Origin of the sequence: Thermopolyspora flexuosa (assembly GCF_006716785.1) — a bacterium.
Lineage (GTDB): Bacteria > Actinomycetota > Actinomycetes > Streptosporangiales > Streptosporangiaceae > Thermopolyspora > Thermopolyspora flexuosa.
This window is the reverse complement of record NZ_VFPQ01000001.1, coordinates 180,196-205,891: the sequence shown is the minus strand read 5'-3', so window position 1 is coordinate 205,891 and position 25,696 is coordinate 180,196. Positions and strand designations below refer to the sequence as shown.

The following is a 25,696-nucleotide window of genomic DNA, read 5'->3' as shown; positions in this document are numbered from 1 at the left end:
CTCACATGCACGGATACGGCCGGTGAGACCGGGCGGGGAGGGGGCGCCGGATGCATCTCGACGTCTGGTTGCTCCTCGGCGCGGGCGTGGTCATCGCCGCGATCGTCTCGGTCCGGATCGCGCACGGCACCGGGCTGCCGAGCCTGCTCATCTACCTGGGCCTCGGGCTGCTGCTCGGCGAGGACGGGTTCGGCCTCGTGTTCGACGACGCCGAGCTGGCCCGGGAGATCGGCCTGGTCGCGCTCGCGGTCATCCTCGCCGAGGGCGGGCTGACCACGAACTGGCGGCAGGTACGGCCGGCCGTACCGGTGGCGATCGTGCTCGCCACGGCCGGGGTCGGGGTGAGCGTGGTCGTGCTCGCCGCGTGCACGGCGGGGCCGCTCGGCCTCGACTGGCGGTCGGCGCTGCTGCTCGGCGCGGTGCTCGCCTCGACCGACGCGGCCGCGGTGTTCTCGGTGCTGCGCCGGCTGCCGCTGCCGGCCCGGCTCGCCGGGACGCTGGAGGCGGAGTCCGGCTTCAACGACGCGCCCGCGGTGATCCTCGTGGCCGCGCTGAGCACCGGGGGCGCGGCGGCGACGCGGGCCGGCATCCTCGTGCTCGACGTGCTGCTGGAGCTCGCGATCGGCGGGGCGATCGGGCTCGGGGTGGGGTTCCTCGCCGCGTTCGCGCTGCGCCGGGTCGCGCTGCCCGCGTCCGGTCTGTACCCGCTCGCGGTGTTCGCGGTCGCGCTCGGCGCGTACAGCGGGGCGGTGCTGGCGCACGGCAGCGGGTTCCTCGGCGTCTACCTCGCCGCGGTGGTGCTCGGCAACGCGGGCCTGCCGCACCGGGCCGCGACCCGCGGGTTCGCCGAGGGGGCGGCGTGGCTCGCCCAGATCGGGCTGTTCGTCATGCTGGGGCTGCTCGCCCGGCCGGACGAGCTGCCCGCCGCGCTCGTCCCCGGGCTGGTGGCCGGGTTCGCGCTGATCCTGGTGGCGCGGCCGGCCTCGGTGGTGGCCTCGGCGCTGCTCGCCCGGGTCGCCCGGATCGGCGCCATCCCGTGGCGGGAGCAGGCGTTCCTGTCGTGGGCCGGGCTGCGCGGCGCGGTGCCGATCGTGCTCGCCACCATCCCGTGGGCGGCCGGGGTGCCCGGAGCGAAGACGATCTTCAACGAGGTCTTCGTCATCGTGATCGTCTTCACCCTGGTCCAGGGGCCCACGCTGCCGCTCGCCGCCCGGCTGCTCAAGGTCACCGATCCCGGCGAGGCCCACGACCTCGACGTGGAGGCCGCGCCGCTGGAGGAGCTCAAGTCCGAGCTGCTCCAGGTCACCGTGCCGCCCGGCTCCCGGCTCGACGGCGTGGAGATCTTCGAGCTGCGGCTGCCCAGCGACGCCGCGGTCACCATGATCGTGCGCCAGGGCCGCGCCTTCGTGCCCGAGCCGAGCACCCGGCTGCTCACCGGGGACCAGCTTCTCGTGGTCGCCACGGCCGCGTGTCGGGAGGCCGTGGAGCGCCGCCTGCGGGCCGTGAGCCGCAGCGGCAAGCTTGCCGGGTGGTACGGCGAGCGGGGGGACTGAGGCTGCCGCCTGCGGCCTTTACCGTGGCCTGCGTCACGCCTTGGCAGGCGCCAAGGCGGCTGTGCCGTACCGGGGAGGGATCGCCGTGTGGTAGGGGGCGGACGGTGTTGGCGACCGTGCCGCGGTGGTGCGGCGGGTCGGCGGCGCACGGGGCCGTGCGATGCGAAGGCGCTGGTCAAGCGGGCTAGACCGGACCTGAGTGGCATTTATGCTAGTCCGAGCCGTACCATTAGCAGTCGCACCGTCAGAGTGCCAGTCGGTGTGAGCCATTGAGGAGGAGTGCGTGCCCACCTACCAGTACGCCTGTACCGCCTGCTCCGAGCAGCTCGAGGTCGTCCAGAAGTTCACCGACGACCCGCTGACCGAGTGCCCGAGCTGCAAGGGACGGCTGCGCAAGGTCTTCTCGCCGGTCGGCATCGTCTTCAAGGGCTCCGGCTTCTACCGCACGGACAACCGCTCGTCGAACGGCTCGTCCTCGTCGTCCTCGTCGAGCTCGAACGGGAGCAAGAGCACCTCGAGCTCCTCTTCGTCCGACAGCAGCAGCAAGTCCGACAGCACGAGCAGCACCGCGTCGACCTCGGCCGCCTGAGCCGACCGCATCCCGCTGAGCGCGGCCACTCCTCCGCCCGCAAGCGGATACAGGCGTCGCCCGGGCGTCGCCGCTCGGCACTCCGTACCCGGCCCGGTTTGCCCGGCCCCACAGGGCCCAAGCCGGGCCTGCGGCCACAGCCCGGACGATCCCCACATCGTCCCCAGGCCTTCCGCCGCCGTTCCCGCCACCGCACCCGACCCCGGACTTCGCCGTCGGCCCGTGGCAGGCCGGTCTCCGGCGCACGTGCGAGGTGGCGAGCATTCGGACGCCCCGTGCGTTTCGCGGCCACGACCGTGACCTGGTGCGGTGCCGCACCAAGTGGCCGCACGGCGTCCTCGGCCACGTCGGTCACGACCCATCGGCGCGGCCTGCGGCATATCCGGCCACAACGGCGCATCGAGGGACGACCTGCCGCCGGGTGGTGGATTCTCCCTTTCCCCGACGCAACGGCGCGTACGGGCCGGGTCGCCATCGCGTACGGCCCGCGAAAGCTTCACGCACGCCTTTACGGATTGCGGGGAAAACGCCATCGCGTGCAAAGGGCGTTGACGGTCTCCGCCCAAGCCCTTTCCCCATGCCGTCGTCGGCGCCGCGCCGCGGCAGAACGGCCGGCGGAAACGGCCCTTCGATCTCGGCGACCCGGCTCGTACGCCTTCGCAATGCCAAATCCCACCCCGATTCACGCGGTTTTACCGGTTGATTCGGCTCGCCGTACCGGCACCCTGATTCCGTCAACCGTGCGGTAAACGCGACCCAAAACGGCAGGACCCGGCCTCGGGCCGACGGAGTCACTCACGTAACGCCCTGCCGACGAGCCCTGCCCGGGACTTTGTCCACAGGTGCGCGGCCCTCCATCCACAGGCCGTGCCCACCCGTGCGGAGTTATCCACAGGACCACCCCACCCGGATCCGCACGAGCCACCGCATTCGTTAGTGTCGGCGCCATGGTCACTCGCGCGGACATCGCCGTCATCGGAGGCTCCGGCTTCTACTCCCTGCTCGACGAGGCCGAGGAGCTCCAGGTCGACACCCCCTACGGCCCCCCAAGCGACGTCATCACCGTGGGCCGCATCGGCTCCCGGACCGTGGCCTTCCTCCCCCGCCACGGCAGGGGCCACCGCTATCCCCCGCACCGCATCCCCTACCGGGCGAACCTGTGGGCCCTGCGCTCCCTCGGCGTACGCCAGGTCCTCGCCCCCAGCGCCGTGGGCTCCCTCCGCCAGGAGTACGGCCCCGGCACCCTCGTCATCCCCGACCAGCTGGTCGACCGCACCTCCGGCCGCCCCCAGACCTACTACGACGAAGGTGGAGCCGTACACGTCACCTTCGCCGACCCCTACTGCCCGGCCGGCCGCGCCGCCGCGGTCTCCGTCGCCCGCGCCGAGGGCTGGCCCACCGTGGACGGCGGCACCCTCGTCGTCATCGAGGGCCCCCGCTTCTCCACCCGCGCCGAGTCCCAGTGGTTCGCGAGCAACGGCTGGACCATCGTCGGCATGACCGGCCACCCCGAGGCGGTCCTCGCCCGCGAGCTCGCCCTCTGCTACACCTCCCTCTCCCTCGTGACCGACCACGACGCCGGCGTGGAGGTGGGCGAGGGCGTGAGCCAGGAGGAGGTCTTCGCCTTCTTCGCCGCCAACATCGAACGCATGCGCTCCCTGGTGGCGAAGGTCGTCGAGGCCCTCCCCGAGGAACGCACCTGCCCCTGCGGCCACGCCCTCGACGGCATCAAACTCCCCTTCGAGCTCCCCTAGCCCGGCGACCGTCCATCCGGCCAGCCACTGACCGGCCGGCCGCCGAGCCCGCCGACGACCCGCCACGCCCCTCGGCGGACGGCACCGGCCACAACCCGAGCCGGCACCTGCCACCTTGGCGCGCCCATCCCCCACACCCTGGCGTGACGAGACCGACCTGCCCCTGCCGCCTCGCCCCCCGCGACCGGCGCGGCGGCAGGACGGCAGCGGTACCAGACCCAACCCCGGCTGCGCACCATGCCCAGCCAGGTCGTGCCCGCGACCGGGTCCACGGCCGAACCGCGCAGCCGTACCGACCACCGATCGATGCCGACGCCCCGACCCCGCCTCAGGAGTCACGAACGACCATGCACACCTTGCGTCGTCTCCTCGCCCGGCGACGTCGCCCAATCGCCGCCCTGCTCGCCGCCACCGCGATGGCCTGCGCCCTCATCTCGGTCCGCCCCGCCCCGGGCGTGGAGATCCTCGTGGCGGCCCGCGACCTCCCGGGCGGCCCGCTCACCGCCGCGGACGTCACCTCCGCACGCTTCCCACCCGACGTGCTCCCCGCGGGCGTCCTCCGCCCCGGCGCCCAGGTGACCGGCCGCGTCCTCGCCTCCCCCATGCGCGCGGGCGAGCCCTTGACCGACGCCCGCCTCCTCGGCCCCGGCCTGCTGGCCGGTTACGGCACTCACCTGCTCGCCACCCCGGTCCGCATCGCCGACGCCGACGCCGCCAAGCTCCTCTCCCCCGGCGACACGATCGACGTCCTCAGCGCCCCGACGGACCTGACCGACCGCCCCACCGCCGCTCTCCCGGTGGCCCAGAACGTCCGCGTCATCACCACCCCCACCGGCGACAGCGGCACCGGAGCCCTCGTCGTCCTCGCCACCACCCCGGCCCAGGCCGCCCACCTGGCCCTCGCCCAATCGACCGGCCGCCTCTCCGTGGCGATCCGCCCCCGCCGATGACCGGTGCATCCGAGCACCTTCACCCCAAGCCGCTCGGCGGGAAGCCGCACGGAGACACACGCCCCTCACCCGAGCGCGCGAAAGAGCAGCGCAGCGGAGGAGGAAGAGGAGAAGAACGGAGAAGAGAGGAGAAGCAGAAGCCCGACTTCAGAGCTTCGCACCAAGCTCGGGGTCGTACTCCCAATGCCAGGGCTCGAAAGGACTCCGGTACGCCCAGTCGGGGTGGATGAACCCGAACTTCTTGCCGTTGGCCTCCATCCAGTTGAACTGCGGCGACCGGAAAACCTCCACACCCCCACACAAATCGACCGCGAGCCCGAACCCGTGGTTGCTCTTCCCGGGGATCGCCGCGAGGCCGGGCCGCTGGTAGTAGACGGCCTGCTGCGCCCCGAGGCTGCGGTAGCTCGAGGTGACGCACAGCGGCCTGCCGAACCGCTTACGGTACGCCTCGTTCATCGCGGCGAACGCGATCGCCGCGTCCGCCCGCAGCTGGTGCCCCTTGGTGTTCGGCAGCGGGCAGAGATAGGCCTGCGGCAGCAGACCGTTGGGGTACTGGGCGGCGGTCGGCACCAGCGAGGGATTGCACCCCGTCGTCCTGGCCTGCTTGTTGAGCCGTACGCCGGCCTTCTGCAGCGCCGCGGTGAGGTTCTTCACCAGCTTCTGCGACCGCTTCCGCAGCGTGTCGATCTCGGCGTTGAGCTGCGCCTCCTGCAGCAGGTTCGCCGCCCGCAGCTCCTGCGCCTCGGCCGCGAGCCGCTCCCGCTCTTGGAACGCTTTCCCGCTCTCTTCGAGTACCTGGTTCCTGGCGGCGACGAGGTGCGTGGCGTCGCTCATCGCCCGCAGGCTGGCCTGCTCGTTACCCGACATGAAGGTGGACAGGCCGCCGATCGTCGGCACCTGGTAGAGCGACTGCACCAGCTCGGCCAACGGCTCCCGCATCTTGGCGAGCTCCCGGTTCGCCTCCTGGAGCTGGTTGAGCTTGGCCGCGAGCTTCTTCTGCGACTCCTCCAGCGCCTTCTGCCGATTGACCAGCGCCTTCGTGGCCGCCTCGATGTCCGCGGTGGCCTTCTGCGCCTGCCGCCGAAGCTCGAGCAGCGTGGTCGGCTCCTTGTCCGCCCCCTGCCGCTCGGTCCCCGCCTCGTTCGTGGCCCCGATCGCGACGCGGGCCTCGGCCTTCGCCGAGGAGGCCTCTCCAACGAGCGAAGTCACCACCATGACGACCGCGATCAGCCCCGCTGACCGAGGAGATGCCACGTCCGACTCCTCCGTTTGCCAACTCGCGATCCGAACCGCAAGGCACGTTACTACAGGGAAACGAGCCCCCGACGGGAACTCTCCACGACCGGTATGTACCGAGAAGGATGATTTCGTGAGTCTCAGTCGCAGCAGTACGCGACGACCTCACACGCCGCCAGGGCCATACCGGTCAGCCCCGGCGCCGCACATCCGGCCACATCACGCCACGCAGTCCACACCGCAAGACGGCCAGGGCCCTGCCCACCAGCGCCACCGGCCGCCTAAGAGTGAAACACACCCACGCCCCCAACGTGAGCAGTTTTACGGGAATGCCCGTTATTCGGCTATTCGGCCTCCGTGGCCAGGATCCGCAGCCGCAACAGCGGCGCCGCCCCTTCCTGCCCTTTCACCCGCTCACCGGCCTCCACAGGCCTCTCCCCGACCTGCGCGACCTTGCCACCGCCCTGCGCGGGCTCATCACCGGCCTGCACGCCCTTCCCGCCGGTTTCCACAGGCTTGCCACCGACCTGTGCGCGCTGCGCGCGCTTCCCACCGGCCCCGACGCGCCTCTCACCGACCTCCCCACGCCCACGCTCCCCCGGCGGACACTCCTCCGCGTTCTTCTCCCGCTTCCGCTCCCGCGCCTTGCCGCCGGGCTCCACCACCCGCCCGCGCTGCATCACCGCCGGCACCGGCGTCCGCTCACCCCGCAGCCGCACAGGCCCGCGCTCCCGCTCACCCTGCTCCGGCCGCGACCCCACCCCCGACCTCGCCGGCGCCTTCCGCGGCCCGGCCGCCTCCGGCCGTCGCCGCTCTCCGGCCCTCGAGACCTTCACCACCGCCCGGCCGTACACCACCTCCGGCATGGCGAACGACGGCTGCCTCCGCGGCTCGGCCCCGACCACCCCCGCGTCGGCCCGAACCGCCCCCGCCTGCCGCTCCTGCACCCCAACCCCGGCCAGGGACACGACCATCAGGGCACCCCCCACCGCAGCCGGGACCAGCATCGCCACCACAAGCACCCAGGGCCGCCCCACCCCGCTCGGCAGACACCCCGCCCGCTCCGGAGCCCGCCCTTCCGTCCCTCGCATCCCTTCGCTCATGCCAGGTGACGGTAATCAGCCCCCACCCCACCGAACCCACCGCTTACCAGACCTTTGCCACCCACCACACCCCCGATGACCACCCCCTTCCCCGACCCACGTCCCCATGAGGCACACCAAGCCCGCACAGTTCGGTAGGCTTACACCATCAAGCCTCCGTAGCTCAGGGGATAGAGCACCGCTCTCCTAAAGCGGGTGCCGCAGGTTCGAATCCTGCCGGGGGCACTCCTCCGACCAGCCCATACCAGCCCTGACCTGGGCCTTTTTGCGCGTACTCACATTCGACCAAGAGCAGCCGCCGGCCAGGTCTCCTGGATCCCTTGCAGAGGGGCGCTTTGTCGATCACATTGCCGCCCGCCCTGCCTTGGTGCTCTGTTCGCACCGAGGGTGCAAGAGGAGGACGAGAACGCTCTCAGCACATGGCTGGTACTGTTCAGGACGTACGGCTAGGGTTTGCGCGTCCCCTGACATCCCGAAGCGGACAGGTGAGATGGCCAACGAGAGACTGCGCGCCGTACTCCTCGAACGCGGAGTGACCCTCACCGACCTGGCCGCCGTCGCTCAAGTCGACCCCAAGACCGTCGAACGCTGGATCACCAAGGGACGCACACCCTACCGCCGCCACCGGTACGCCGTCGCCGCGTTCCTCGGCGTGGACGAGTCCTACCTGTGGCCCGACGCGCTCAGCCGCGAGCAGGTCGCCGCAGCCTCCCAAAGCGAGATCATCGCCGTCTACCCCACCGCTGGGCCGTACCACGCGGCACCTGGGAACGGCTCTTCGCTGAGGCCAAGCAGGAGATCGGCGTGCTGGTCTACTCCGGGCTCTTCCTCGCCGAGGACCCGGGCATGGTCCGGCTGTTCAAGGACAAGGCCGCCGCCGGCGTGCGGGTACGCATCCTGCTCGGCGATCCCGACTGCCCCGAGGTCGCCCAGCGCGGCGCCGACGAGGGCATCAACGAGGCGATGGCCGCACGGATCAGAAACGCGCTGGTGTTATACCGGCCCATCCGCGGCCAGCAGTCAGTGGAGATCCGGCTTCACCGCACGATCCTGTACAACTCCATCTACCGGGCCGACGACCAGCTGTTCGTCAACACCCACGTCTACGGCACGCCCGCCGCCCAAGCCCCCGTCCTGCACCTGCGCAAGGTCACCGGGGGCGACATGGCGACCACCTACACCACCAGCTTCGAACGCGTCTGGGACGGCGCCCGGCCGGTCGACTGATCTGCGGCTAGGGTTGTGGTCATGGCGCGGAGGATCGACTTTTACGACGACCCTGCGGCCCCGCCCGCCAACAGCCTGGTCCCCTCGGTCAACGTCGTGGTCACCAACGACGCCGGCGACATCCTGCTGATCCGCCGGTCCGACAACGACAACTGGGCCGTCCCCGGCGGAGCCATCGACCTGGGCGAATCCCTCCCCCAGGCCGCGATCCGCGAGACCCGCGAGGAGACCGGGATCGAGTGTGAGATCACCGGGCTGGTGGGCATCTACACCGACCCGCGTCACGTGATCCTGTACACCTCCAACGGCGAGGTGCGCCAGGAGTTCTCCATCGTGGTCACCGCCCGCGCCATCGGCGGGACCCCGACGCCGAGCGATGAGTCGCGCGAGGTCCGCTGGGTGCCGCGCGACCAGGTCCGCGACTACCCGATGGATCGGTCGATGCGCATGCGGATCGGGCACTACCTTGCCGGAACCGGGCTGCCGCACATCGGCTAGCACCGGGCCGAGACAGTGATCGCGCGGCTGAACGGATGACCAGGGGCGAGGGAAGAACCTCAGCCAGGGGCGACCGAGCACAGCCGGAAACCGCGGTCGAGCCGATGGTCAAGTCTCAGCAGGTCAGCGCGTCGGTTGGTTCTCGGCTCCGCAAGGCGAATTCCTGATGAGCGCGTCGTGCAGGACTCGCTCGAAGGCCTCGTTGGCCGTATATGAGTGAGGGGGACAACCGGCGCAGGGTGTCGACGTTGTCGCCGAGAATCAGAGCAACGGCCCTGGCGACCGCCCTTGAGTGTACGCCCGGCGCTGAGGCTGCGGCAGCGTCAAGAATCGTTCGGCCATCTCACGCGCCCGCTCCATTTGAGTCTCACAATAACGACGGGCGTCGCGGACCCACTTCGGCCCAGGGTGTCGTTTTGGGTGCTCGCACCCGATCAACGGATCCCGGCCAGCGACTTCATCGCGATCGGCAGCGGCTTTCCGCTCACGACCTAGGCCGGCCCATCTCTTGGCTCCCTCCTTCTTGAACGGCTTCTCGCGTCCACTCCCAGGCGGAGTGGGCCGATCGCCGTCACGTGACATCGCAAAGCAAACCATCGCGCGAAATCTCTGTACGAGTTAGGATCACAATCCCAGACCAAGCCGGCGGGAGGAGTGGATGGGGCGACGCGGATCTCGTACTTCTACCGGAACTGGTCGTCCGCGGAAGGCCGCGACAGCACGTAATACTCGAAAGCGTAAGCGGCTTGCCATCATCGGCTCGGTGGTGATCCTGCCGTTTGCGATCAGTTATGCGGCCGAGTATTTGGCGGGCATCACTCCCACTCCTGGTTCAGAGGATTCAGAGCAGCCGCCTTCGAGCTCACCCACCAGTCCGTCCACGTCAGTCGCGGGGAACCCGCCGGTCGCAATCGACCTTGTGGAGATGGAGTCGGAGGAATTCGGGCTCGGAAACACCCATGTCTTACCCGAACCAATCGATCTGAGCGACTCCGAACTCGCCCAGTTGAACAAACTCACCCATCAAGACCAGAGGGGGTGGTTCAAGCGGAACGGGAGCGTTCCGCTCGACCGGATGCAGCTCAAGGTCGTCCTGCGCGGAAACAGCGACAAGCAAGTGCGTATCATGCAGATCACCGCCGACAAGAGGTGCTCGTCACCATACGATGGAACGATCTTTTGGGATCCTCCCGGCGGCGCGGAGGAGGACATCATACGGCTGGGGTTCGACCTGGACTCGGACCCTTCGCACGCCCAGGAACTGAAGGGCTATAGGTTTGTGGGGCCCTACTTCTCCGAGAAGACCATCTCCCTCAAACGCGACGAGGACGTGGTTTTCTTCTTCTACGTCACGACAAGACAAAGGTACTGTTCGTTCAAATTCCTCGCCGACATACTCCACGATGGCCAAAAGGTTCCCCTGATCATCGACAACAAAGGGCGCCCCTTCGAGTTGACCGCCGTACTACGGGATACCGACGGTCAATGGGACCCGACTCAGTACAAAGTCGCATATGAGGGGAAGGGCATCCTTCCCAAAAGTGACTACGGGATGCAGTGGGGCAAGATGGCCCAGTCCAAATAAGCGAACTGTCCACTACCGCTTTCCGGCGGTTCCTTCCGTTGGGCGGGCGGCTGAGCTTCGCGGCTGATCCACGCCACGGGCTACTGCGGTCGGCCTTTGTGTCGTTCGCGCCTCGGGCCACTTGCCGGGCCACGGCCCGTATCACTGCTGTGAGGTCGCGCGTTGCAGTTCGCCGTCTGATGCGGGGTATCCGCTCGGCGGTCGATCGCGTCTCGCCGGGTCTCGCCCGCTGCTGTCGTCTTCACCCTGCCACCGGCACCCTCGAGGACTCCTGAAGGCACCCAAGACTCGACGGACGGCCACTCAACGGGTGGCGTCCGTCGACTGCGTGAGGTAGGGGGCGAGGGTGCGCTCGAGGTGCTGGGTCAGCCAGTCGGGCAGGGGGCCGGTGCCGTCGATGGCCCAGGTGAGCATGGCGCCGCAGTAGGTGGCATACAGGTCGGCGGCCAGGGTTTCCGGGGAGGTGGTTGGGGCCAGCAGGCCGTACTCGATGGCCTCGGTGAGGAGGGTGGTGATCTCGGCACGGAGGGCCCGGCTTTGGGTTACGGCGTGGGGGCGGAGTTCGGGGTCGGTGAGGTCGAGCTGGAGGAAGGCGAGGTTGTTGGCCAGGCTTTCGGGGGTGGTGATGCCGGTCGGGAGGGTGGACAGGGTGGTGATGAGGGCGGTCAGGGGGTCGAGGTGGGTGGCCCTGGCCTTGGCGAAGATGCCGGCGACGTTGGCCGCCTCGCGGGTGGCGAAGGCCACGAGTAGGCCGTGCTTGGAGCCGAAGCGCTGAGTCAGGGCGGAGGCCGTGAGGCCGACGCGTTTGGCGACCGCGGCCAGGGTGAGGCCCTTCGGGCCCACGTCGGAGATCACGGCGGTGACGGCCTCGAAGATGGCCTCGTCGCTCACGGAGCGGGGGCGACCGGGCATGGGGCCATCTTAGACCGAATTGCTTTATTAATGGACATAAAGTAAGTTCGGCGGCATGACCTCTGCCACCACCGCCATCGACCTCACCGGGCGGGTCGCGCTGGTCGCCGGTGCTACCCGGGGCGCCGGACGCGGGATCGCCGTCGAGCTGGGGGCCGCCGGTGCGGTCGTCTACGTGACCGGCAGGACCACCGCGGACTCGCCGTCGCCGATGCGGCGGCCGGAGACCATCGAGGAGACGGCACGGCTCATCGCCGAGGCCGGCGGGACCGGCATCGCCGTACGGGTCGACCACAACGAGCCGGGCCAGGTGCGGGCGCTCGTCGAGCGGATCGACCACGAGTACGGCCGGCTCGACGTGCTCGTCAACGACATCTGGGGCGGCGACCCGCTGACCGAGTGGGGCGTGCCGTTCTGGAAGCACGACCTCGGCAACGGGCTGCGGATGCTGCGCAACGCGATCGACACGCACATCATCACCGCCTGGTACGCGGCCCCGCTGCTGACCCGCGCGCCCGGCGGGCTGGTCGTCGAGGTCACCGACGGGGTCGGGGACGGCTACCGCGGCTCGCTGTTCTACGACCTGGTCAAGGCGTCGGTGATCCGGCTCGCCCGGGCCCAGGCCGAGGAGCTCAGGCCGTACGGCGCGGCGGCGGTGGCCGTGACGCCCGGGTTCCTGCGGTCCGAGGCCGTGCTCGACCACTTCGGCGTGACCGCGGACACCTGGCGGGACGCGATCGCCAAGGATCCGCACTTCGCCGCGTCAGAGACGCCCCGCTACATCGGGCGCGGGATCGCCCACCTCGCGGCCGACCCGGACCGGATGAGCCTCACCGGCACCGCTACCACGAGCTGGGATCTCGCCAAGCGGTACGGGTTCACCGACGTCGACGGCACCACCCCGGACTGGGGCCGCCACGCGCGGGAGAACCTGTGACGGGCCAGGTCAGGGCGGCGGGCCGTACCCGCATGCCGGGCGCCGGCTGCCCACGCCGGATCAGGTGGCCGCGCCGACGCGGACGTCCGCGGAAGGACCTGTGACGGGCTCCCCCGCGGCCTCGCCCCTGCCGGGGAGGGTGAGGGCGAGCAGGGCGGCGAGAACGGTGAAGCCGGTGGCCCACCAGAAGGTACCCCGGAAGGCCGTCGCGAGATCGGGGCGGGCTGACCATGGAACGCGTGGCCGTGCGCGCGGGCACCGGCCGCGCGGTGCTCTACCGCCGCTGGCCGGGCAAGGCCGACCTCGCCGTCGCGGCCATCCGGCACCACATCGAGACCAACCCGCTCCCCATCCCGGACACCGGCAGCCTGCGCGGCGACCTCATCGCGCTGCTGCGCGCGATGACCCGCAGGCGGGGCGAGCTGGCCGCCATGATCGGGACCCAGCTCGGGGTGCTGTTCGCCGAGGTGCGGACGAGCCCCGCCGAGCTGCGCGAGCTCGCCCTCGGCGGCAGACGTCCCTCGTCGCGGCGCGTCTACGACCGGGCGGCCGAGCGCGGCGAACTCGACCTCGACCGCGTCCCGCGGCACGTGCTCGACATGCCGTTCGACCTGCTGCGGCACGACATGCTCATGACCTTCGACACCGTCCCGGACGAGCGGATCACCGCCGTCGTGGATGACCTGTTCCTGCCGCTCATCGCCCACTACAGCGGCGACCGTACGACAGGCTCGACGCCACCGGCCGGGGAACGCCCGGATTCATAGCGCGCCGGCGCCGCGCCCCGGGGCTCCGGCCCACCATCCCGCCTTTGGCAGGGCGACCCGTACGGCTCGGCCGCGGCCGCCCAGCCGTACGCGGTCAACGGCGGAAAACGCGCGATCGGCCCCGCACCGAGGAAGGCGGTGCGAGGCCGATGTGACGTGCATGTACGCCGCTAGCCCCGGCGCACGAAGTACACCCGGTCCAGGCGCGGCTTGAGTTCGCCACCGGTGAGGACGAGCCTCTCCCTGATCAGGTCCAGGTCGGCCCGGCCGGACAGGTCGACGCGCTGGTAGAGCGCGGTACGGCCGCGTTCCCGCTTCACGATGATGTGCTCGTCGTCGTACCAGCCGGCGAAGGCACGGATGTCCCTGTCGCCGATCCGGCTGAGCACCCTGCCGGTCGACGCGTTGACGATGCGGATCTCGGCCCTGGCGCCGCGGTCGTGGCGGGCCACCGTGGCGAACAACCGCCGGGACGGCGAGAAGAGCGGCGCGGCCGACCACCCGTCCGGCACGCCGACCCCCGCGTACCGCCCGGCCGGCCTGCCGCGGAGGTCGTAGACGGCGATCAGGGACCCGGTCGTGGTCCCCTCTCCCTCGCCGTGCGTGCGGAGCACCCGATCGGGCCGGCCGGCGAAGAAGAAGCGGTACTCACGCCCGGCCTCCCGGTCGTGGACGACGCTGCGCGGCCCGGTCCGGACCAGCCGGGGTTCGCGGTCGGCCACGTCCATGACGACGAAGCCGATCACGGCCAGGCCGCTGCCACGGCGCGGCTGGTACGCGGTGAGCAGGAGCCTGCGCCCGTCCGGCGACCATTCGGGGGACGTGACCGGCGCGGGCATGGTGATGGTGTGCGTCACGCCGGTGCGCCGGTCGATCAGGTCGAGCGACCGGACGGCCTCCCCCACCCGGTGGCCCCGGATCGCGGCCACCCAGCGCTGCCCGGGCGACACCACCGCCTCGCGGTACGGCGTCCTGACGAACCTGTCGCCCTCGCGCAGGTACGCCTCGAGTCTCTGACCGGCGCCGGAGACCAGCGAGTACGAGGCCAGGCGGAGCGCGCCCGCCCCATCGTTGACCCGGGCCAACGTGCCCGCCAGCTTGGTCCACTGCTTCGCCTGGACGGACCGCGGGGCGACGTTGGGCGTGCCCGGCTCGTGGGCGCTCGCCGGCTGGACGCCGGTCATTGCCAGCGCCACGGCCAGTAACGCGGTGGCGACCGGTCTTAAGGTCATGGATGTCTCCCCCTCGCCACGTCCCGTGACGCAGGCATCGCGGGTACGGCCGTGCCGTACCGGGGCCGTTCCCGGGCGGACCGGGTACGGCCGGCCCGACGGTGCCTGGATCACCGCGGACGTCTCTGGTCAACAGGACAGCGGTATGCCTTCGTGCCTCGGCAGCGGGGCTGCGTCGGCCGCCTCCAAGCCCACCGGCTTGTCGCTCCGTATGCGAGCCGACACGCCGAGTGTTCGTTGACCAATCTCCGACGATCGCCTTCCCTGTCTTTGACCTTGTCCTGACGTGGCGGCGAAACGGGTACGGCCGTGACGGCACGCCGGACAAATACGAAAAGCGCGAGGTCGACTCCTTGGCGGGCCTGGCGGGGCTGCACGCGCGCCTGGCCGTCGCGCGCGGCACGCCGTACCGGGCGGCGACCGGGGACGGCTGAACCGTTGACAGCGGACTGAACGCGATTTAATTTGAACTCGATTCAGGGAACTGACCAGAGTTCAGGCGGATGGCGAGCATGAGCACGAACGGCCCGCCCCGGCGCAGGCGAACCGACGATCCCGACCGCACCGCGCGGGCGCGCATCCGGGACGCCGCGATCGAGCGCTTCGCCACCCACGGCGTGGCGGCCACCAACCTGAAAGACATCGCCGCCGACGCGGGCGTGTCGCCACCGCTCGTCATCCACCACTTCGGCTCGAAGGAAGGGCTCAAGGCCGCCTGCGACGAACACATCGCCTCCCTGATCAGGGAACAGAAGAGCAGGGCGATGTCGGAGGGCAGGAACCTCGACCCCCTCCAGGCGATCCGGGACGCGTACGGCGACACGCCGATCCTCAAGTACCTCGCCAGGACGATCGCCGACGGTTCTCCGCACGTGGCCGAACTGATCGACGAGATGGTCGAGGACTCGCTGTCCTACCTGACCGACGGGATCGCGAACGGGCTCCTCAAGCCGACCGAGAACCTCCGGGAATCGGCGGCCCTGCTGTGCCTGTGGCAACTGGGCACGCTCGTCCTGCACGAACACGTCAAGCGGCTGCTGGGGATCGACCTCGTCGAGGGCGACCCCCGCTCGCTGGTCAAGTGGATGCGGATCAACGCCGAGATCCTCGCCAAGGGCGTCATCAACGAGGAGATCTACGACAACTGGCGGGACGCCATGAAGGCCGCCGAACGGCAGGCCACCACCGAGCAGAGCGAAAGCACGGACCGGGACACGACATGACCGCTGCCATCGCCACCTCCGGACTCGTCAAGACCTTCGGGGCGACACGGGCCCTCGACGGCCTCGACCTCACCGTGAACCCGGGCGAGGTCCACGGCTTCCTCGGGCCGAACGGCGCCGGGAAATCCACCACCATCCGGATCCTGCTCGGCATCCTGCGGGCCGACGCGGGCTCGGTCACCGTGCTCGGCGGCGATCCGTGGGCCGACGCGGTGGCCCTGCACCGGCGCATGGCGTACGTGCCGGGCGACGTCGAGCTGTGGCCCAACCTCACCGGCGGCGAGGCCATCGACCTGCTCGGCAGCCTGCGCGGCGGGCTGAACCGGCGGCGCCGCGACGAGCTGATCGAACGCTTCGACCTCGACCCGTCGAAGAAGGGCCGCACGTACTCCAAGGGCAACCGCCAGAAGGTCGCCATCGTGGCCGCGCTCGCCTCCGACGCCGAGCTGTTGCTGCTCGACGAGCCGACCGCCGGCCTCGACCCGCTGATGGAGGTCGTGTTCCAGGACGTGATCCGCGAGGTCAAGGCGGCCGGCCGTACCGTCCTGCTGTCCAGCCACATCCTCGCCCAGGTCGAGAAGCTCGCCGACCGGATCAGCATCATCCGCCTGGGCAGGATCGTGCAGTCCGGCACGCTCGCCGAGATGCGGCACCTCACCCGCACCACCGTCGAGGCCGACACCGCCACCCCGGTCACCGGCCTCGACCGGCTGCCCGGCGTATACGACGCCGAGGTGGACGGCACCCGGGTACGGTTCGCGGTCGACGGCGCCCACCTCGACGGCGCGATCAGGCACCTGGTCGGCTTCGGCATCCGCGCGCTCACCAGCCACCCGCCCACGCTCGAGGAGCTCATGCTCCGGCACTACGGCGACGACCTCGCCACCGAGACCGGCGGCACCCCCGCGAGAAGGTGATGAGATTGACGGCCACCGCCACCCCCGCCATCGGCCGTACGGCAGGCTCGGCAACCGGAAACGCCCTGGCCGGAACGGGCCGCCTGCTGCGCTTCGCCCTCCGCCGCGACCGCGTCCGCATCCCGGTCTGGCTCGCCGCCCTCGCCCTCGGAAGCGTGTGGACCGCGGCCGCCTTCGGCGACATCTACCCCACCGCCGCCGCCCGCCAGACCACGGCCGCCACGATGAACACCCCCGCCGGGCTGGCGTTCACCGGCCCCGCGCACTACCTGACCGACTACCACTACGGCTCGATCGTGAGCCACCAGCTGCTCGGCTTCGTGGTGGTCTTCGTCGGGATCATGAGCGTCCTCCTGGTGACCCGGCACACCCGGACCGAGGAGGAGACCGGCCGCGCCGAGCTCATCCGCGCGGCCGCCGTGGGCCGCCACGCCCAGCTCGCCGCCGCGCTGATCCTGGCCGTCGCGGTGAACGTCGCCCTCGGGATCCTCCTGGCGCTCGGCATGGGCGCACTCGGCCTGGAGGGCATGACCTGGGAGGGCTCGCTGCTGTACGGCGCGGCGTACGCGGCGGCCGGCATCACGTTCGCCGGAGTCGCCGCGGTGGCCGTCCAGATCACCGCCCACTCCCGGGGCGCCTCGGGCATGGGCATCGCGGTCGTCGGCGCGGCGTACCTGGTCCGCGCGGCCGGCGACTCGGCGGACAGCGCCCTGTCGTGGGCCTCTCCGATCGGCTGGGCCCAGCAGACCTTCCCCTACCTCGACAACCGCTGGTGGCCCCTGCTGCTCAACCTGGCCACGGCCGCGGTACTGGCCGCCGTCGGCTTCGCCCTCAGCCTGCGCCGCGACCTCGGCGCCGGCCTGCGCGCCGCCCGGCGCGGCCGCCCGGCCGCCTCCCGCCTGCTCACCACCCTGATCGGCTTCGCACTGCGCCTCCACCGCGGCATGCTGATCGGCTTCGCCGTCGGCATGCTCCTGCTCGGCGCGTCGTACGGCCCGTTCCTCGGCGACATCGAGGAGATGTTCCGCGACATCCAGGTGCTGCAGGACGCGCTGGCCAACCTCGGCGGCACCACGGTGACCGACGCGTTCATCGCCATGGTCATGACGGTCTTCACCATCGTCGCGACCATCCACGTGGTGCTCACCACCCTGCGCCCCCGCGCCGAGGAGACCTCCGGCCGAGCCGAAGCCGTCCTCGCCACCGCCCTGTCCCGAACCCGCTGGCTCGCAAGCCACCTGGCCGTGGCCCTGATCGGCGGCCCGGCGATGCTCCTCCTCTCCGGCCTGGCCCTCGCCGCCACCGGCGCCCCCACCACGTCCGACCCCGACCTCTTCGCCAAGACCATGGCCGCCTCCGCCGCCTATATCCCGGCCCTCTGGACCACGGCGGGCCTCACCGTCGCCCTGGTCGGCTGGCTCCCCCGGGCGACCGCCCTGGCCTGGGTCTATGTCGGCTACATCGCCGTCACCGGCTACCTGGGCATGATCCTCCGGCTCCCCACCTGGCTGACGAGCCTGTCCCCGTTCAGCCACATCCCCCGCCTCCCGGTCGAGGACCTCACCTGGACCCCGCTGCTGGCCCTGACCGCCATCGCAGCCGCCTTGGTCGCCCTTGGCCTGTACGGCTTCCGCCACCGCGACCTCGAGACCAAGTGAATCTCAGTGTCGGCAGGCGAGAGAACCGCCAAGTATTTCGCCATTCCCAGTCCACTGTGAGACACCGATAAAGGCATAACCATCGAGTCTCACCACTAGCCAGGGAAAGGTGAGCTTAGTTTCCGGAGTTTCCTCTAGCCGGAAAGGACGCCAGCGGTCTAACCTCGGTCCAGAATGACCGCCATTGTTGCCGCTATGGCCGAGACCACCGTACCGAGACATGAGAGTGTCGCCACGGCATCCTTAGGTGAGGTCCAGAGTCCTCTGTTCAGTCTGCGCCATCGCTCTCTACCCAGCCGTCTCGCGAAATTCTGCCGCTTGTGTTGGCGGACCTGGTTACATCCGAAGAGAAGGCCTTGGGCGTTGTTTCGGCACGGACCCTCGCGACCTTCGGCACCGCACGTCCTGGGGACTCTGAAGAGAAAATAAAAGATCGCCAGCAGGCTACCCACAATCAGCAAGGGGGCGATCTTGCCTTTGTCCTCCGCAAACCACCAGCCGAGGATAATGGCCACAAGTACGCCGTAACCCCAGTATTTTTCTAAGAAACTCTTCCTCCTCCGGGCCACACCAGCAACGTAGCGGACCCACAACATAACCGACCAGCAACAATACCCTAACCATCCGGCGCCAGCGATCTCTACGGACAGGCAAGAAACTCTTCCCATCCATTTAGCAGAGACCTGTAAGCAACATCGACACACGAATCATTTCTATTACCAAATGCATCAGATTCGCCGTGATCAACCAGTTGAATCAGTTGCTTATCAAGTCGCGTTGCCCAGCTCGGTCGTGATTGGGTGCCGAGCCTTTCGCCACCAGGAACGGTGGCCCCTGATACGGCCATATCGAGCTGCGCTTCCTACGCGCCAACCCGTTCGGCCAGCTCGCGCAACTCCGCGGACGGGGGACTCTGCATGGTGAGAAGGTCGGCGACGAGGCGACGGACGACTCGGTGGTTGTGCACCTGCTCTGGGGTGATGGATTCGGCCGTTCGCAGGGCGGCGACGGCATCGTCGACCTGGCGGCGCTGGGCGTGGGCGCGGGCGAGGTCGATGTGGAGGCGGGCTCGGCGTTCGCTGGAGAGAACGGAGGTGTCCACGGTTGTGCCGATTCGGATGGCGCGGCCGGCGTCGCCGAGTTCGACGGCCACCGCGACCTCGTACAGGGCGACGTTCGCCGGGCCGAATTCGGTGTTGAAGTCGTTGCGGCCTTCGCCGAGTCGTTCGGCCATTTCGCGGGCGCGGGCGAGGTGGTGATAGGCGGGGTCGGCCTGGTTGAGGTGGGCGGCGGCCATGGCGCGCTGCAAGGTCAGGGCGCCCCATAGCGACATCGCCTCAGGATTTCCCTCGTCGGCCAGATTCGACAGGGCATCCGCGGCGGTGCGGGCCACCTCCTCGGCCTGGTCGAAGTGGCGGGCGCCGAGGAAGACGAAGCCGAGGCGGTAGGCTCCGGCCGCCATCAGGAGCGGATTGCCCGTACGTTCGGCCGCGGCGATGGCACGGTCGGCGGCGATCCACGCTGCTTCCGGCTCGCCAAGCTTGGCCAATGATGCCGAGCAGGTCTGGTACGTGGTGGCCAGCAGCTCGAACAGTTCGGGCCGACGGTCGGCCTCGGCCGAGCGGGCGGCGCCCTCCAATTCGGGGATCAGGCCGCGCAGCAGGTCGGCCAGCTCGGTGTACCGGCTTTCGTGGGTCAGTTCCCACGCGCGCTCGACCTGCGAGCGAAGCTCGCTCACGGGTGGGGCGGGAGCGGGGTGGAGCATCGCATGAAGGGCGTGGACACCCGACAGCACCAGACGTAGCTTTGCGGTCCCCGGCATCTCTTCGTCGGCCGCCGCGATCAGCGGCGCTTCGGCGGCCAGCTCCGCCAGCGGCACGTCGAGTGCCTCGGCGAGTCTCTCCAGGACCGACATGCGGTCGATCCTGCGTACGCCGCGCTCGACCTGGGAGATCCAGGCCACCGATCGGTCGACCAGACGGGCCAGCTCCGTTTGGGAGAGCCCGCGGCGTCGGCGTTCCTGGGCGATGCGGCGGCCCAGGGCGCGCTGGTACTCGGTGCTCACGGGGTGACGCCCTTCCCGTCCTGTAGGTGCAGCCAGTCGACCTCGACCGAGGCCAGATACTCGTCGCGGGCGGCCAGGAAACGGCGGGTGTGCTCGGTCCGCTCGTGGGCCTCGAAAGCGTCCCGGTCCCGGTACAGCTCGTAGAAGATCCGCTCGAGCGGGCGGCCTTCCACGCGATGGGAGGCGTAGACGATCGTGCCGGGCTCGTGTCGGCGGATCTGTTCGATGGTCTCGGCGACGAGGCGGTCGAACGCCTCGGCGCTGGCTTCGTCCTTGCAGGTGAATCGGACCACGAGTCCGAACATGTGCGCCCTCCTCGGGTCACCCGGCCTCGCGCGGGATCACTCCTCCATACCTGAGCAGTACCAGGAGTTACATGCAAGTACTCAAAGTGCTTGTACTTACAGTACAGCACTAGTACTTTCAATATCAATCTCAGGGTTGACCTGGACAAACACAGGGAGAGCGCAATGACCCGAGCGCTGAGCGACAGACAACCGGTCCGCCGGTTGTGGCGCAGCTTCCCCGGTACGAACCGGCAGGTGGGTGTGGTCCGCCAGATGATCGCCGACTACCTCGGCAACGGACCCAGTGCCGAGGTCGCGCAGTTCGTCGCCTCCGAACTGGTCACCAACGCGCTGCGGCACACTCGGAGCGGGCTACCCGAAGGCCGCTTTCGGCTGACTCTGGACAACCGCGATGACCTCCTCGTCATCGGCGTTACCGACCAGGGTGGGCCGGCCGACCCGCCACAGGTTCGCCACGTCGGGGTCGACGCCACCGGCGGGCGGGGCCTCTACCTGGTAGAGGACATGGCGACCCTTTGGGGCGTCTACGGAGACCCGCACGGGCGCACGGTCTGGGCCCTTATCCAGCTCGCCCCCACCTCTTAGTTCAGCGTCCGTACCGTCCTATTTCGGCACCACCTGCGATCACCCCTCAACACCGCCACTGACCAGGGCACGTAGCGGCGCGCAGTGTCTCTCCTCCGCCCGCAGAGACCCAACCGCCTGGCGAACACACGAACTGGCGCTGATTCGGCCACGAGGCGAAACGCCCGTGCGAGCGAGACCGCAGCCATGATCGCGGTTCCACGGATGCGCAGCGCCGACGGTTTCCGGATCTTGACCTCGCTTGCCCTCCGTCCGCCTGCGAGGAGTACTGGAGACTAAGGCGGAAGCCGGATTCGGCCTGGGCGAGGAGCCTCAGCTTGGGTGCGTTTCCTGCTGTGGACGGGGAACGAGGCGCTCCTGGATCTGCGGGTGGTCCAGCACGCGGAACGAGTAGCGGAGCAGGACGGCGACGCCGGTCAGCAGGCCCACCGGGATGAGCGCGCCGATCAGCGTGGTCGGCTTGAACTCATCGAGCAGCAGCCGGACCGCGGCGGCGAGGCCACCGCCGATGCCCAGGAAGGTGAAGTAGAGCAACTTCCGAAGGGCCTGAACGCCTCGGAAGACCTTGTCCGCGTTCCCGGTCTGCAAGCCCTTGACCACCATCAGGGCGGCGAAGCCCGGCATGGCGGGAACGGCCGCGACCACGAGGCAGAGGATGATGCCGAGGACGTTCCTCGTATAGAGCCCGATGCCGACGACGATCGCGGCCAGTCCGAAGGCGATTATCGCGTCGATCCGATACAGCCGGATCGCCTTGTCCAGCGGCGACATGGGGAGGACAGCCTCCAAAGAGGGTGAGCGCGGGATGTGGGTGCGCGCGGCCGCGCGAATCGACGCCTGAAGTCTGCGAAGCGCCTATCAGGTGAGGCAAACACTTATCGGGAATATGAACATGCCGGAAGGGTATATCGGCACGTCACGGCAACGATTCGCGCTCTCACGTATCGGACGATTCTCCGGTCGCCCCGGCAAGTTCGGTGTCCCCCTGGGGGATGTTCTCCGAAGAGGCTTGCGCTGCAGGACGTCGAGTCGCGTCGGCCGGGACCGTCCTGGTCGCCTTGTCGCCCTGCGGTCAGTGGTGGAGGCCGCGCTTGTTCGGAGCCCAGAAGGGTTTGACCTTGATGGACTTGCGGGGCCAGTTGCGGTCGCGGACGAGGTGGTTGCGGATGAGCTGGCAGGTGCGGGCCTCGCCGGCGATGTAGGCCATGCCGGCGTTGCCGGGGAGGTCGAGGTTGCAGACCGCGGTGAGCAGGGTGTGGGAGGCCACGGCGGAGGCGCCGTTGCGGTGGACGCGGACCAGGCGGTGCGGGCCGGGGATGGGGACCTCGTCGTCGGGGGTTTCGCTTTCCAGCACGCCGTAGATCGACGCGGTCGGGCCCAGCGCGCGGATCATGGGGCCGAATGCGACCGAGGCCGTTTCCTCGCCGATGAAGACGTGGTAGAGGGCCTCGGGGTTCGGGTGGAAATCACCCATGGGGCCCCAGAACTTCACCGGGTCGCCGGGTTTGACGTTGCGGGCCCAGTTCAGGCCGATGCCGTTTCCGTTGTAGAGGTGGGCGCGGAGTTCGAACGTGCGGTCCGCCACGGAGAAATCCCAGATGGTGTACGTGCGCAGGGTGTCTCCGGGGCGGAGGATGCCGTACAGGGACAGGGGGTCGTTGATCTCCACCCTGACGTGCTGACCCGGGGTGTAGGCCCAGGCGTCCAGGGTCGCGCAGTGGATGCGGATGCGCTTGAGCGTCGGTGTGACCAGGCCGACGTCGGTGACCGTTCCCTCCGTCACGTGCTTGGCGAAGATCCGCTCCAGGGGTTTGATCGCCGTACGGCCGCGCCTGGGCGTCAGGCTGTCGGATTCCATGCGGAGCTCCCCGAATAACGTCGTGTGGCTGCGTCGCCATACGTTGAGTTAGAGGTATTAACTTGGTTAATGACTCTAACACTGCGATACTTGGCCGTGTCAACGGCACGTGCGAGAGGGGCTCGATGACTGCACGCAACACCGCGAGTCGCAGGGAGCGGCTGCGGGAGGCGACGGTGCGCCAGATCCATGCGGCCGCGCGAAGGCTGCTGGTGAGCGAGGGCTCCTCGGCGGTGACGATCAACGCGCTCGCGCGGGAGCTCGGCATGAGCGGTCCCGCGTTGTACCGCTACTACGCGAGCCGGGACGAGCTCGTCGAGGCCGTGACGGCGGGCTTCTATCGCGAGCTCACCACGGTGCTCGAGGAGACGCGGGCGGCGTGGGCGGCGGCACCGGCCAACCGGCGGATCCTCGCCATGTGCCGGGCGCTGCGGGGCTGGTCGATCGCGCATCCCGCCGAGTTCGGGTGGATGTTCGCCAGCCCGCGTGGGGTGCCCGGGGAGGCCGACGCCGACTCACCCCGCTACCAGGCCGGGTACGAGTTCGGGCGGGTCTTCATGGAGGAGATCGCAAAGGTCTGGGAGGGGCAGGGCTTCCCCGTTCCGGACCTCGACGAGCTGGATCCGTCCCTCCGCGCCCAGGTGTGTGACTACGCCGCCAGGGTCGGCGGGCTGTTGCCGCCGGAGGCCCTTCATGTGTTCCTCAACGCGTGGATCCGGCTGTACGGCCTGCTCTGCATGGAGGTCATGAAGCAGCTCGACTTCGCCTACCGCGATCTGGAGCCGGTCTTCGAGGAGTGCCTGCGCGAGATCTGCGGCATGTTCGCCTTGGAGTACGAGCCGCCGAGCGGCGGCTCCCCGGCCAAACAGGGGTGATGGGCCAGGACCACGGCCCGGTATCCGGCAACCGATCGGCGAGGCCGACCGGACCGATGCCCGCCCGCCCGGTTCTTCCGCCGACCGCCGCCGCCCGGGCCGCGCCGAGGTCGAACCCGCCCTGACGCCGCGGACACGCGGCCAACCCGCCACGCGCGGTCCCAGGTCGCCGCACCTCCTCCCGCGGCGCGCCCCGAATCGCGCGTCGGTTTCGCGCCCCGTCGCACCCGGGTCACGCTTCGGCTGCAAGCGCGGGAGGTCAGCCCATCCACATGCCGCCGTTGACGTCGATGACGGCGCCGGTGATGGAGGCGGCGGCCGGGGAGCAGAGCCATTCGACGGTGGCGGCGATCTCGTCGGGATGGGTGATGCGGCCGAGGGGGATCTGGGCGCGGAGGGCGTCGAGCTCGGGTTCGGAGAGACGGGCGAGCATGGGGGTGGCGACCGGGCCGGGGGCGACGGCGTTGACGCGGATGCCGCGGGCGGCCTGGTCCTTGGCGAGGTGGCGGGTGAGGCCGATGAGGCCGGCCTTGGCGGTGGCGTAGGCGGGACCGGACAGGCGGTTGCCGCCGTGGCGGCCGTTGACCGAGCTGAACAGGACGATCGAGCCGCCGTCGCGCATCAGCGGCAGGGCGGCCTGGATCACCACCACCGCGGAGGTCAGGTTGTCGTCGAGGACGCGCCGCCACTCGTCGAGGGTGAGGTCCTCGATGCCGCCCGCGCCCACCGAGCCCGCGGCGTGGATGACGTTGGTGAGCGAATCGACGTCGCGGAGGGCCTGCCGTACCGATTCGGGGTCGCAGGCGTCGTGTCCGAACGCCCGGTCGAGGACGACGACATCGCCGCCGAGGGCACGGAAGCGGTCGGCGCAGGCGCGGCCGATGCCGCCCGCACCGCCGACCACCAGGGTCTTCGTGGCCATTGGACAGTTGTAGCAAATCCGCGCCGGAACGCCGTTCCGCGGGATCCCGCTATGCTCGCAGTGTGCGGGCGGAGAAGAAGACGACGTCTTCCAGATCTCGGAACGGCTCGTCTTCCGAGGAAGGGCAGACGAGCAGCGGAATCGAGCGTGCCCTTCAGGTGATCTTCGCCGTCGCGGAGGCGAAAGGGCCCGACGTGGGCGTCTCGGAGCTGGCGCGCACGCTCGGCATGAGCAAGACCGTCGTGCACCGGGTGGTGCGCACGCTCGCCGCCGCCGACTTCTTCTCGTTCGACGAACGCACCCGCCGCTACCGCCTCGGCCCGGGGGCGGTGAGCGTCGGCCTCGCGGCGATGGCCCAGATGGAGGTGCCGCGGATCGCGCAGCCGTACCTGGAGCGGCTGGTGGCGAGCACCCGGGAGACCGCGACGCTCTCGGTCCGGTACGGCATGCAGCGCATGTACCTGACGCAGGTGCTGTCGCCGCAGGAGATCCACATGTCCGTCCAGCTCGGGCGGCTCTACCCGCTGTACGCGGGCGCCTCGTCGAAGGCGATCCTCGCCGCGCTGGACGACGAGGAGATCCGCGACTACCTCGCCAAGCAGCCGCTGGCGCCGCTGACCCCGATCACGATCCAGGATCCGGAGCGGCTGCGCGAGGAGCTCGAGGTCATCCGCTCCCGCGGGTACGCGGTGAGCCTCGGCGAGCGCCAGCAGGGTGCGGCGTCGGTGGCCGCGCCGGTGTACGAGGCGACCGGCCGGGTGTACGGGTCCATCTCGGTGTGCGGGCCGGTCGGCCGGCTGGGTGTCGGCAAGGTCGAGGAGTACGGCGCGCTCGTCCGCGAGGCCGCGGCCGAGGTGTCACGCCAGCTTGGCCACCGTTCCGGTGACAGGAACGTTCGCGCTTAGCGTAACGTCCGCATCACATTGTGACGTTAGCATCCCC

At 69.8% G+C, this 25,696-nt stretch carries 25 protein-coding genes and 1 tRNA gene; 17 read left to right on the top strand and 9 right to left on the bottom strand.

Annotated features, from left to right (window positions below):
• Positions 1–50 precede the first annotated feature (50 nt).
• The 4 genes from FHX40_RS00910 to cpaB all read left to right on the top strand — a co-directional run bounded on the left by FHX40_RS00910 (position 51) and on the right by cpaB (position 4,846).
• On the top strand, positions 51–1,553 hold the full coding sequence (locus tag FHX40_RS00910) for a potassium/proton antiporter (protein ID WP_142257838.1): 1,503 nt from the start codon (positions 51–53) through the stop codon (positions 1,551–1,553).
• A 283-nt stretch (positions 1,554–1,836) separates the two neighbouring features.
• Positions 1,837–2,142 (top strand): FmdB family zinc ribbon protein, encoded by a 306-nt coding sequence (locus FHX40_RS00905; RefSeq protein WP_142257837.1) that lies wholly within the window; start codon positions 1,837–1,839, stop codon positions 2,140–2,142.
• A gap of 947 nt (positions 2,143–3,089) precedes the next feature.
• Entirely contained in the window at positions 3,090–3,896 is an 807-nt protein-coding gene (locus FHX40_RS00900; RefSeq protein WP_142257836.1) for an S-methyl-5'-thioadenosine phosphorylase, read from the top strand.
• A gap of 347 nt (positions 3,897–4,243) precedes the next feature.
• Positions 4,244–4,846, top strand: a complete 603-nt coding sequence (gene cpaB / locus FHX40_RS00895; RefSeq protein ID WP_142257835.1) for a Flp pilus assembly protein CpaB — start codon at positions 4,244–4,246, stop codon at positions 4,844–4,846.
• 147 nt (positions 4,847–4,993) lie between these two features.
• On the opposite strand, the gene FHX40_RS00890 is transcribed toward cpaB, so the two are convergent.
• Positions 4,994–6,100, bottom strand: a complete 1,107-nt coding sequence (locus tag FHX40_RS00890; protein ID WP_142257834.1) for a D-alanyl-D-alanine carboxypeptidase family protein — start codon at positions 6,098–6,100, stop codon at positions 4,994–4,996.
• Positions 6,101–6,426: 326 nt separating this feature from the next.
• Complete coding sequence (locus FHX40_RS00885; RefSeq protein ID WP_142257833.1) at positions 6,427–7,095, bottom strand: hypothetical protein; 669 nt, start codon at positions 7,093–7,095, stop codon at positions 6,427–6,429.
• A 242-nt stretch (positions 7,096–7,337) separates the two neighbouring features.
• On the opposite strand from FHX40_RS00885, the gene FHX40_RS00880 reads away from it, so the two are divergent.
• The 4 genes from FHX40_RS00880 to FHX40_RS00865 all read left to right on the top strand — a co-directional run bounded on the left by FHX40_RS00880 (position 7,338) and on the right by FHX40_RS00865 (position 10,495).
• Positions 7,338–7,410: transfer RNA gene (locus tag FHX40_RS00880), tRNA-Arg, on the top strand.
• Between the two features lie 579 nt (positions 7,411–7,989).
• Positions 7,990–8,412, top strand: coding sequence for a hypothetical protein (locus tag FHX40_RS26150; protein ID WP_306465709.1), 423 nt, complete (start codon positions 7,990–7,992; stop codon positions 8,410–8,412).
• A gap of 21 nt (positions 8,413–8,433) precedes the next feature.
• On the top strand, positions 8,434–8,910 hold the full coding sequence (locus FHX40_RS00870) for an NUDIX hydrolase (RefSeq protein ID WP_142257832.1): 477 nt from the start codon (positions 8,434–8,436) through the stop codon (positions 8,908–8,910).
• 763 nt (positions 8,911–9,673) lie between these two features.
• On the top strand, positions 9,674–10,495 hold the full coding sequence (locus FHX40_RS00865; protein ID WP_142257831.1) for a hypothetical protein: 822 nt from the start codon (positions 9,674–9,676) through the stop codon (positions 10,493–10,495).
• A 303-nt stretch (positions 10,496–10,798) separates the two neighbouring features.
• Here the strand turns inward: FHX40_RS00865 and FHX40_RS00860 are convergent, their stop codons facing one another.
• Entirely contained in the window at positions 10,799–11,407 is a 609-nt protein-coding gene (locus FHX40_RS00860) for a TetR/AcrR family transcriptional regulator (protein WP_142257830.1), read from the bottom strand.
• Between the two features lie 55 nt (positions 11,408–11,462).
• On the opposite strand from FHX40_RS00860, the gene FHX40_RS00855 reads away from it, so the two are divergent.
• Both FHX40_RS00855 and FHX40_RS00850 read left to right on the top strand, forming a co-directional pair.
• Positions 11,463–12,344, top strand: a complete 882-nt coding sequence (locus FHX40_RS00855) for an SDR family oxidoreductase (protein WP_142257829.1) — start codon at positions 11,463–11,465, stop codon at positions 12,342–12,344.
• 230 nt (positions 12,345–12,574) lie between these two features.
• Entirely contained in the window at positions 12,575–13,111 is a 537-nt protein-coding gene (locus FHX40_RS00850; RefSeq protein WP_142257828.1) for a TetR/AcrR family transcriptional regulator, read from the top strand.
• Positions 13,112–13,281: 170 nt separating this feature from the next.
• On the opposite strand, the gene FHX40_RS00845 is transcribed toward FHX40_RS00850, so the two are convergent.
• The gene (locus tag FHX40_RS00845) at positions 13,282–14,343 is read right to left on the bottom strand and encodes a TolB-like translocation protein (RefSeq protein ID WP_142257827.1); all 1,062 of its coding nucleotides are present in this window, start codon (positions 14,341–14,343) and stop codon (positions 13,282–13,284) included.
• Between the two features lie 230 nt (positions 14,344–14,573).
• Here FHX40_RS00845 and FHX40_RS00840 point away from each other — a divergent pair, with 230 nt between their 5' ends.
• From FHX40_RS00840 to FHX40_RS00825, 4 genes are all read left to right on the top strand, one after another.
• On the top strand, positions 14,574–14,777 hold the full coding sequence (locus FHX40_RS00840) for a hypothetical protein (protein ID WP_142257826.1): 204 nt from the start codon (positions 14,574–14,576) through the stop codon (positions 14,775–14,777).
• 78 nt (positions 14,778–14,855) lie between these two features.
• Complete coding sequence (locus tag FHX40_RS00835) at positions 14,856–15,566, top strand: TetR/AcrR family transcriptional regulator (protein ID WP_142257825.1); 711 nt, start codon at positions 14,856–14,858, stop codon at positions 15,564–15,566.
• A complete protein-coding gene (locus tag FHX40_RS00830; RefSeq protein WP_142257824.1) occupies positions 15,563–16,483 on the top strand; it encodes an ABC transporter ATP-binding protein in 921 nt (306 codons plus the stop codon). The genes FHX40_RS00835 and FHX40_RS00830 overlap by 4 nt, the downstream gene beginning before the upstream one ends.
• 5 nt (positions 16,484–16,488) lie before the next feature.
• Positions 16,489–18,141 (top strand): ABC transporter permease, encoded by a 1,653-nt coding sequence (locus FHX40_RS00825; RefSeq protein WP_142261461.1) that lies wholly within the window; start codon positions 16,489–16,491, stop codon positions 18,139–18,141.
• Positions 18,142–19,003: 862 nt separating this feature from the next.
• On the opposite strand, the gene FHX40_RS00820 is transcribed toward FHX40_RS00825, so the two are convergent.
• Complete coding sequence (locus tag FHX40_RS00820) at positions 19,004–20,206, bottom strand: helix-turn-helix domain-containing protein (RefSeq protein ID WP_142257823.1); 1,203 nt, start codon at positions 20,204–20,206, stop codon at positions 19,004–19,006.
• A complete protein-coding gene (locus tag FHX40_RS00815) occupies positions 20,203–20,511 on the bottom strand; it encodes a putative quinol monooxygenase (protein WP_142257822.1) in 309 nt (102 codons plus the stop codon). Before FHX40_RS00815 ends, FHX40_RS00820 begins: the two co-directional genes overlap by 4 nt.
• A gap of 165 nt (positions 20,512–20,676) precedes the next feature.
• Between FHX40_RS00815 and FHX40_RS00810 the strand changes: the two genes are divergently transcribed.
• Positions 20,677–21,099 (top strand): ATP-binding protein, encoded by a 423-nt coding sequence (locus FHX40_RS00810; protein WP_142257821.1) that lies wholly within the window; start codon positions 20,677–20,679, stop codon positions 21,097–21,099.
• Between the two features lie 312 nt (positions 21,100–21,411).
• On the opposite strand, the gene FHX40_RS00805 is transcribed toward FHX40_RS00810, so the two are convergent.
• Both FHX40_RS00805 and FHX40_RS00800 read right to left on the bottom strand, forming a co-directional pair.
• Positions 21,412–21,870, bottom strand: a complete 459-nt coding sequence (locus tag FHX40_RS00805) for a hypothetical protein (protein ID WP_142257820.1) — start codon at positions 21,868–21,870, stop codon at positions 21,412–21,414.
• Between the two features lie 301 nt (positions 21,871–22,171).
• Positions 22,172–22,957: a siderophore-interacting protein gene (locus FHX40_RS00800; protein ID WP_142257819.1), complete on the bottom strand. Its 786-nt coding sequence runs from the start codon at positions 22,955–22,957 to the stop codon at positions 22,172–22,174.
• Between the two features lie 125 nt (positions 22,958–23,082).
• On the opposite strand from FHX40_RS00800, the gene FHX40_RS00795 reads away from it, so the two are divergent.
• Positions 23,083–23,832 carry a TetR/AcrR family transcriptional regulator gene (locus FHX40_RS00795; RefSeq protein WP_142257818.1) on the top strand — a complete coding sequence of 250 codons (750 nt, stop codon included), beginning with the start codon at positions 23,083–23,085 and terminating at the stop codon, positions 23,830–23,832.
• Positions 23,833–24,091: 259 nt separating this feature from the next.
• On the opposite strand, the gene FHX40_RS00790 is transcribed toward FHX40_RS00795, so the two are convergent.
• On the bottom strand, positions 24,092–24,754 hold the full coding sequence (locus FHX40_RS00790; RefSeq protein WP_142257817.1) for an SDR family NAD(P)-dependent oxidoreductase: 663 nt from the start codon (positions 24,752–24,754) through the stop codon (positions 24,092–24,094).
• A gap of 62 nt (positions 24,755–24,816) precedes the next feature.
• Between FHX40_RS00790 and FHX40_RS00785 the strand changes: the two genes are divergently transcribed.
• The gene (locus FHX40_RS00785; RefSeq protein WP_142257816.1) at positions 24,817–25,659 is read left to right on the top strand and encodes an IclR family transcriptional regulator; all 843 of its coding nucleotides are present in this window, start codon (positions 24,817–24,819) and stop codon (positions 25,657–25,659) included.
• Positions 25,660–25,696: the final 37 nt, after the last annotated feature.

Excerpts from the sequence above, each read along its gene's own strand:
- FHX40_RS00910 (WP_142257838.1), top strand. The coding sequence starts at position 51 with ATGCATCTCGACGTCTGGTTGCTCCTCGGCGCGGGCGTGGTCATCGCC.
- FHX40_RS00790 (WP_142257817.1), bottom strand. The coding sequence starts at position 24,754 with ATGGCCACGAAGACCCTGGTGGTCGGCGGTGCGGGCGGCATCGGCCGC.
- FHX40_RS00870 (WP_142257832.1), top strand. The coding sequence starts at position 8,434 with ATGGCGCGGAGGATCGACTTTTACGACGACCCTGCGGCCCCGCCCGCC.
- FHX40_RS00815 (WP_142257822.1), bottom strand. The coding sequence starts at position 20,511 with ATGTTCGGACTCGTGGTCCGATTCACCTGCAAGGACGAAGCCAGCGCC.
- FHX40_RS00855 (WP_142257829.1), top strand. The coding sequence starts at position 11,463 with ATGACCTCTGCCACCACCGCCATCGACCTCACCGGGCGGGTCGCGCTG.
- FHX40_RS00835 (WP_142257825.1), top strand. The coding sequence starts at position 14,856 with ATGAGCACGAACGGCCCGCCCCGGCGCAGGCGAACCGACGATCCCGAC.
- FHX40_RS00795 (WP_142257818.1), top strand. The coding sequence starts at position 23,083 with ATGACTGCACGCAACACCGCGAGTCGCAGGGAGCGGCTGCGGGAGGCG.
- FHX40_RS00900 (WP_142257836.1), top strand. The coding sequence starts at position 3,090 with ATGGTCACTCGCGCGGACATCGCCGTCATCGGAGGCTCCGGCTTCTAC.
- FHX40_RS00860 (WP_142257830.1), bottom strand. The coding sequence starts at position 11,407 with ATGCCCGGTCGCCCCCGCTCCGTGAGCGACGAGGCCATCTTCGAGGCC.
- FHX40_RS00810 (WP_142257821.1), top strand. The coding sequence starts at position 20,677 with ATGACCCGAGCGCTGAGCGACAGACAACCGGTCCGCCGGTTGTGGCGC.
- FHX40_RS00805 (WP_142257820.1), bottom strand. The coding sequence starts at position 21,870 with ATGTCGCCGCTGGACAAGGCGATCCGGCTGTATCGGATCGACGCGATA.
- cpaB (WP_142257835.1), top strand. The coding sequence starts at position 4,244 with ATGCACACCTTGCGTCGTCTCCTCGCCCGGCGACGTCGCCCAATCGCC.
- FHX40_RS00800 (WP_142257819.1), bottom strand. The coding sequence starts at position 22,957 with ATGGAATCCGACAGCCTGACGCCCAGGCGCGGCCGTACGGCGATCAAA.
- FHX40_RS00845 (WP_142257827.1), bottom strand. The coding sequence starts at position 14,343 with ATGACCTTAAGACCGGTCGCCACCGCGTTACTGGCCGTGGCGCTGGCA.
- FHX40_RS00850 (WP_142257828.1), top strand. The coding sequence starts at position 12,575 with ATGGAACGCGTGGCCGTGCGCGCGGGCACCGGCCGCGCGGTGCTCTAC.
- FHX40_RS00830 (WP_142257824.1), top strand. The coding sequence starts at position 15,563 with ATGACCGCTGCCATCGCCACCTCCGGACTCGTCAAGACCTTCGGGGCG.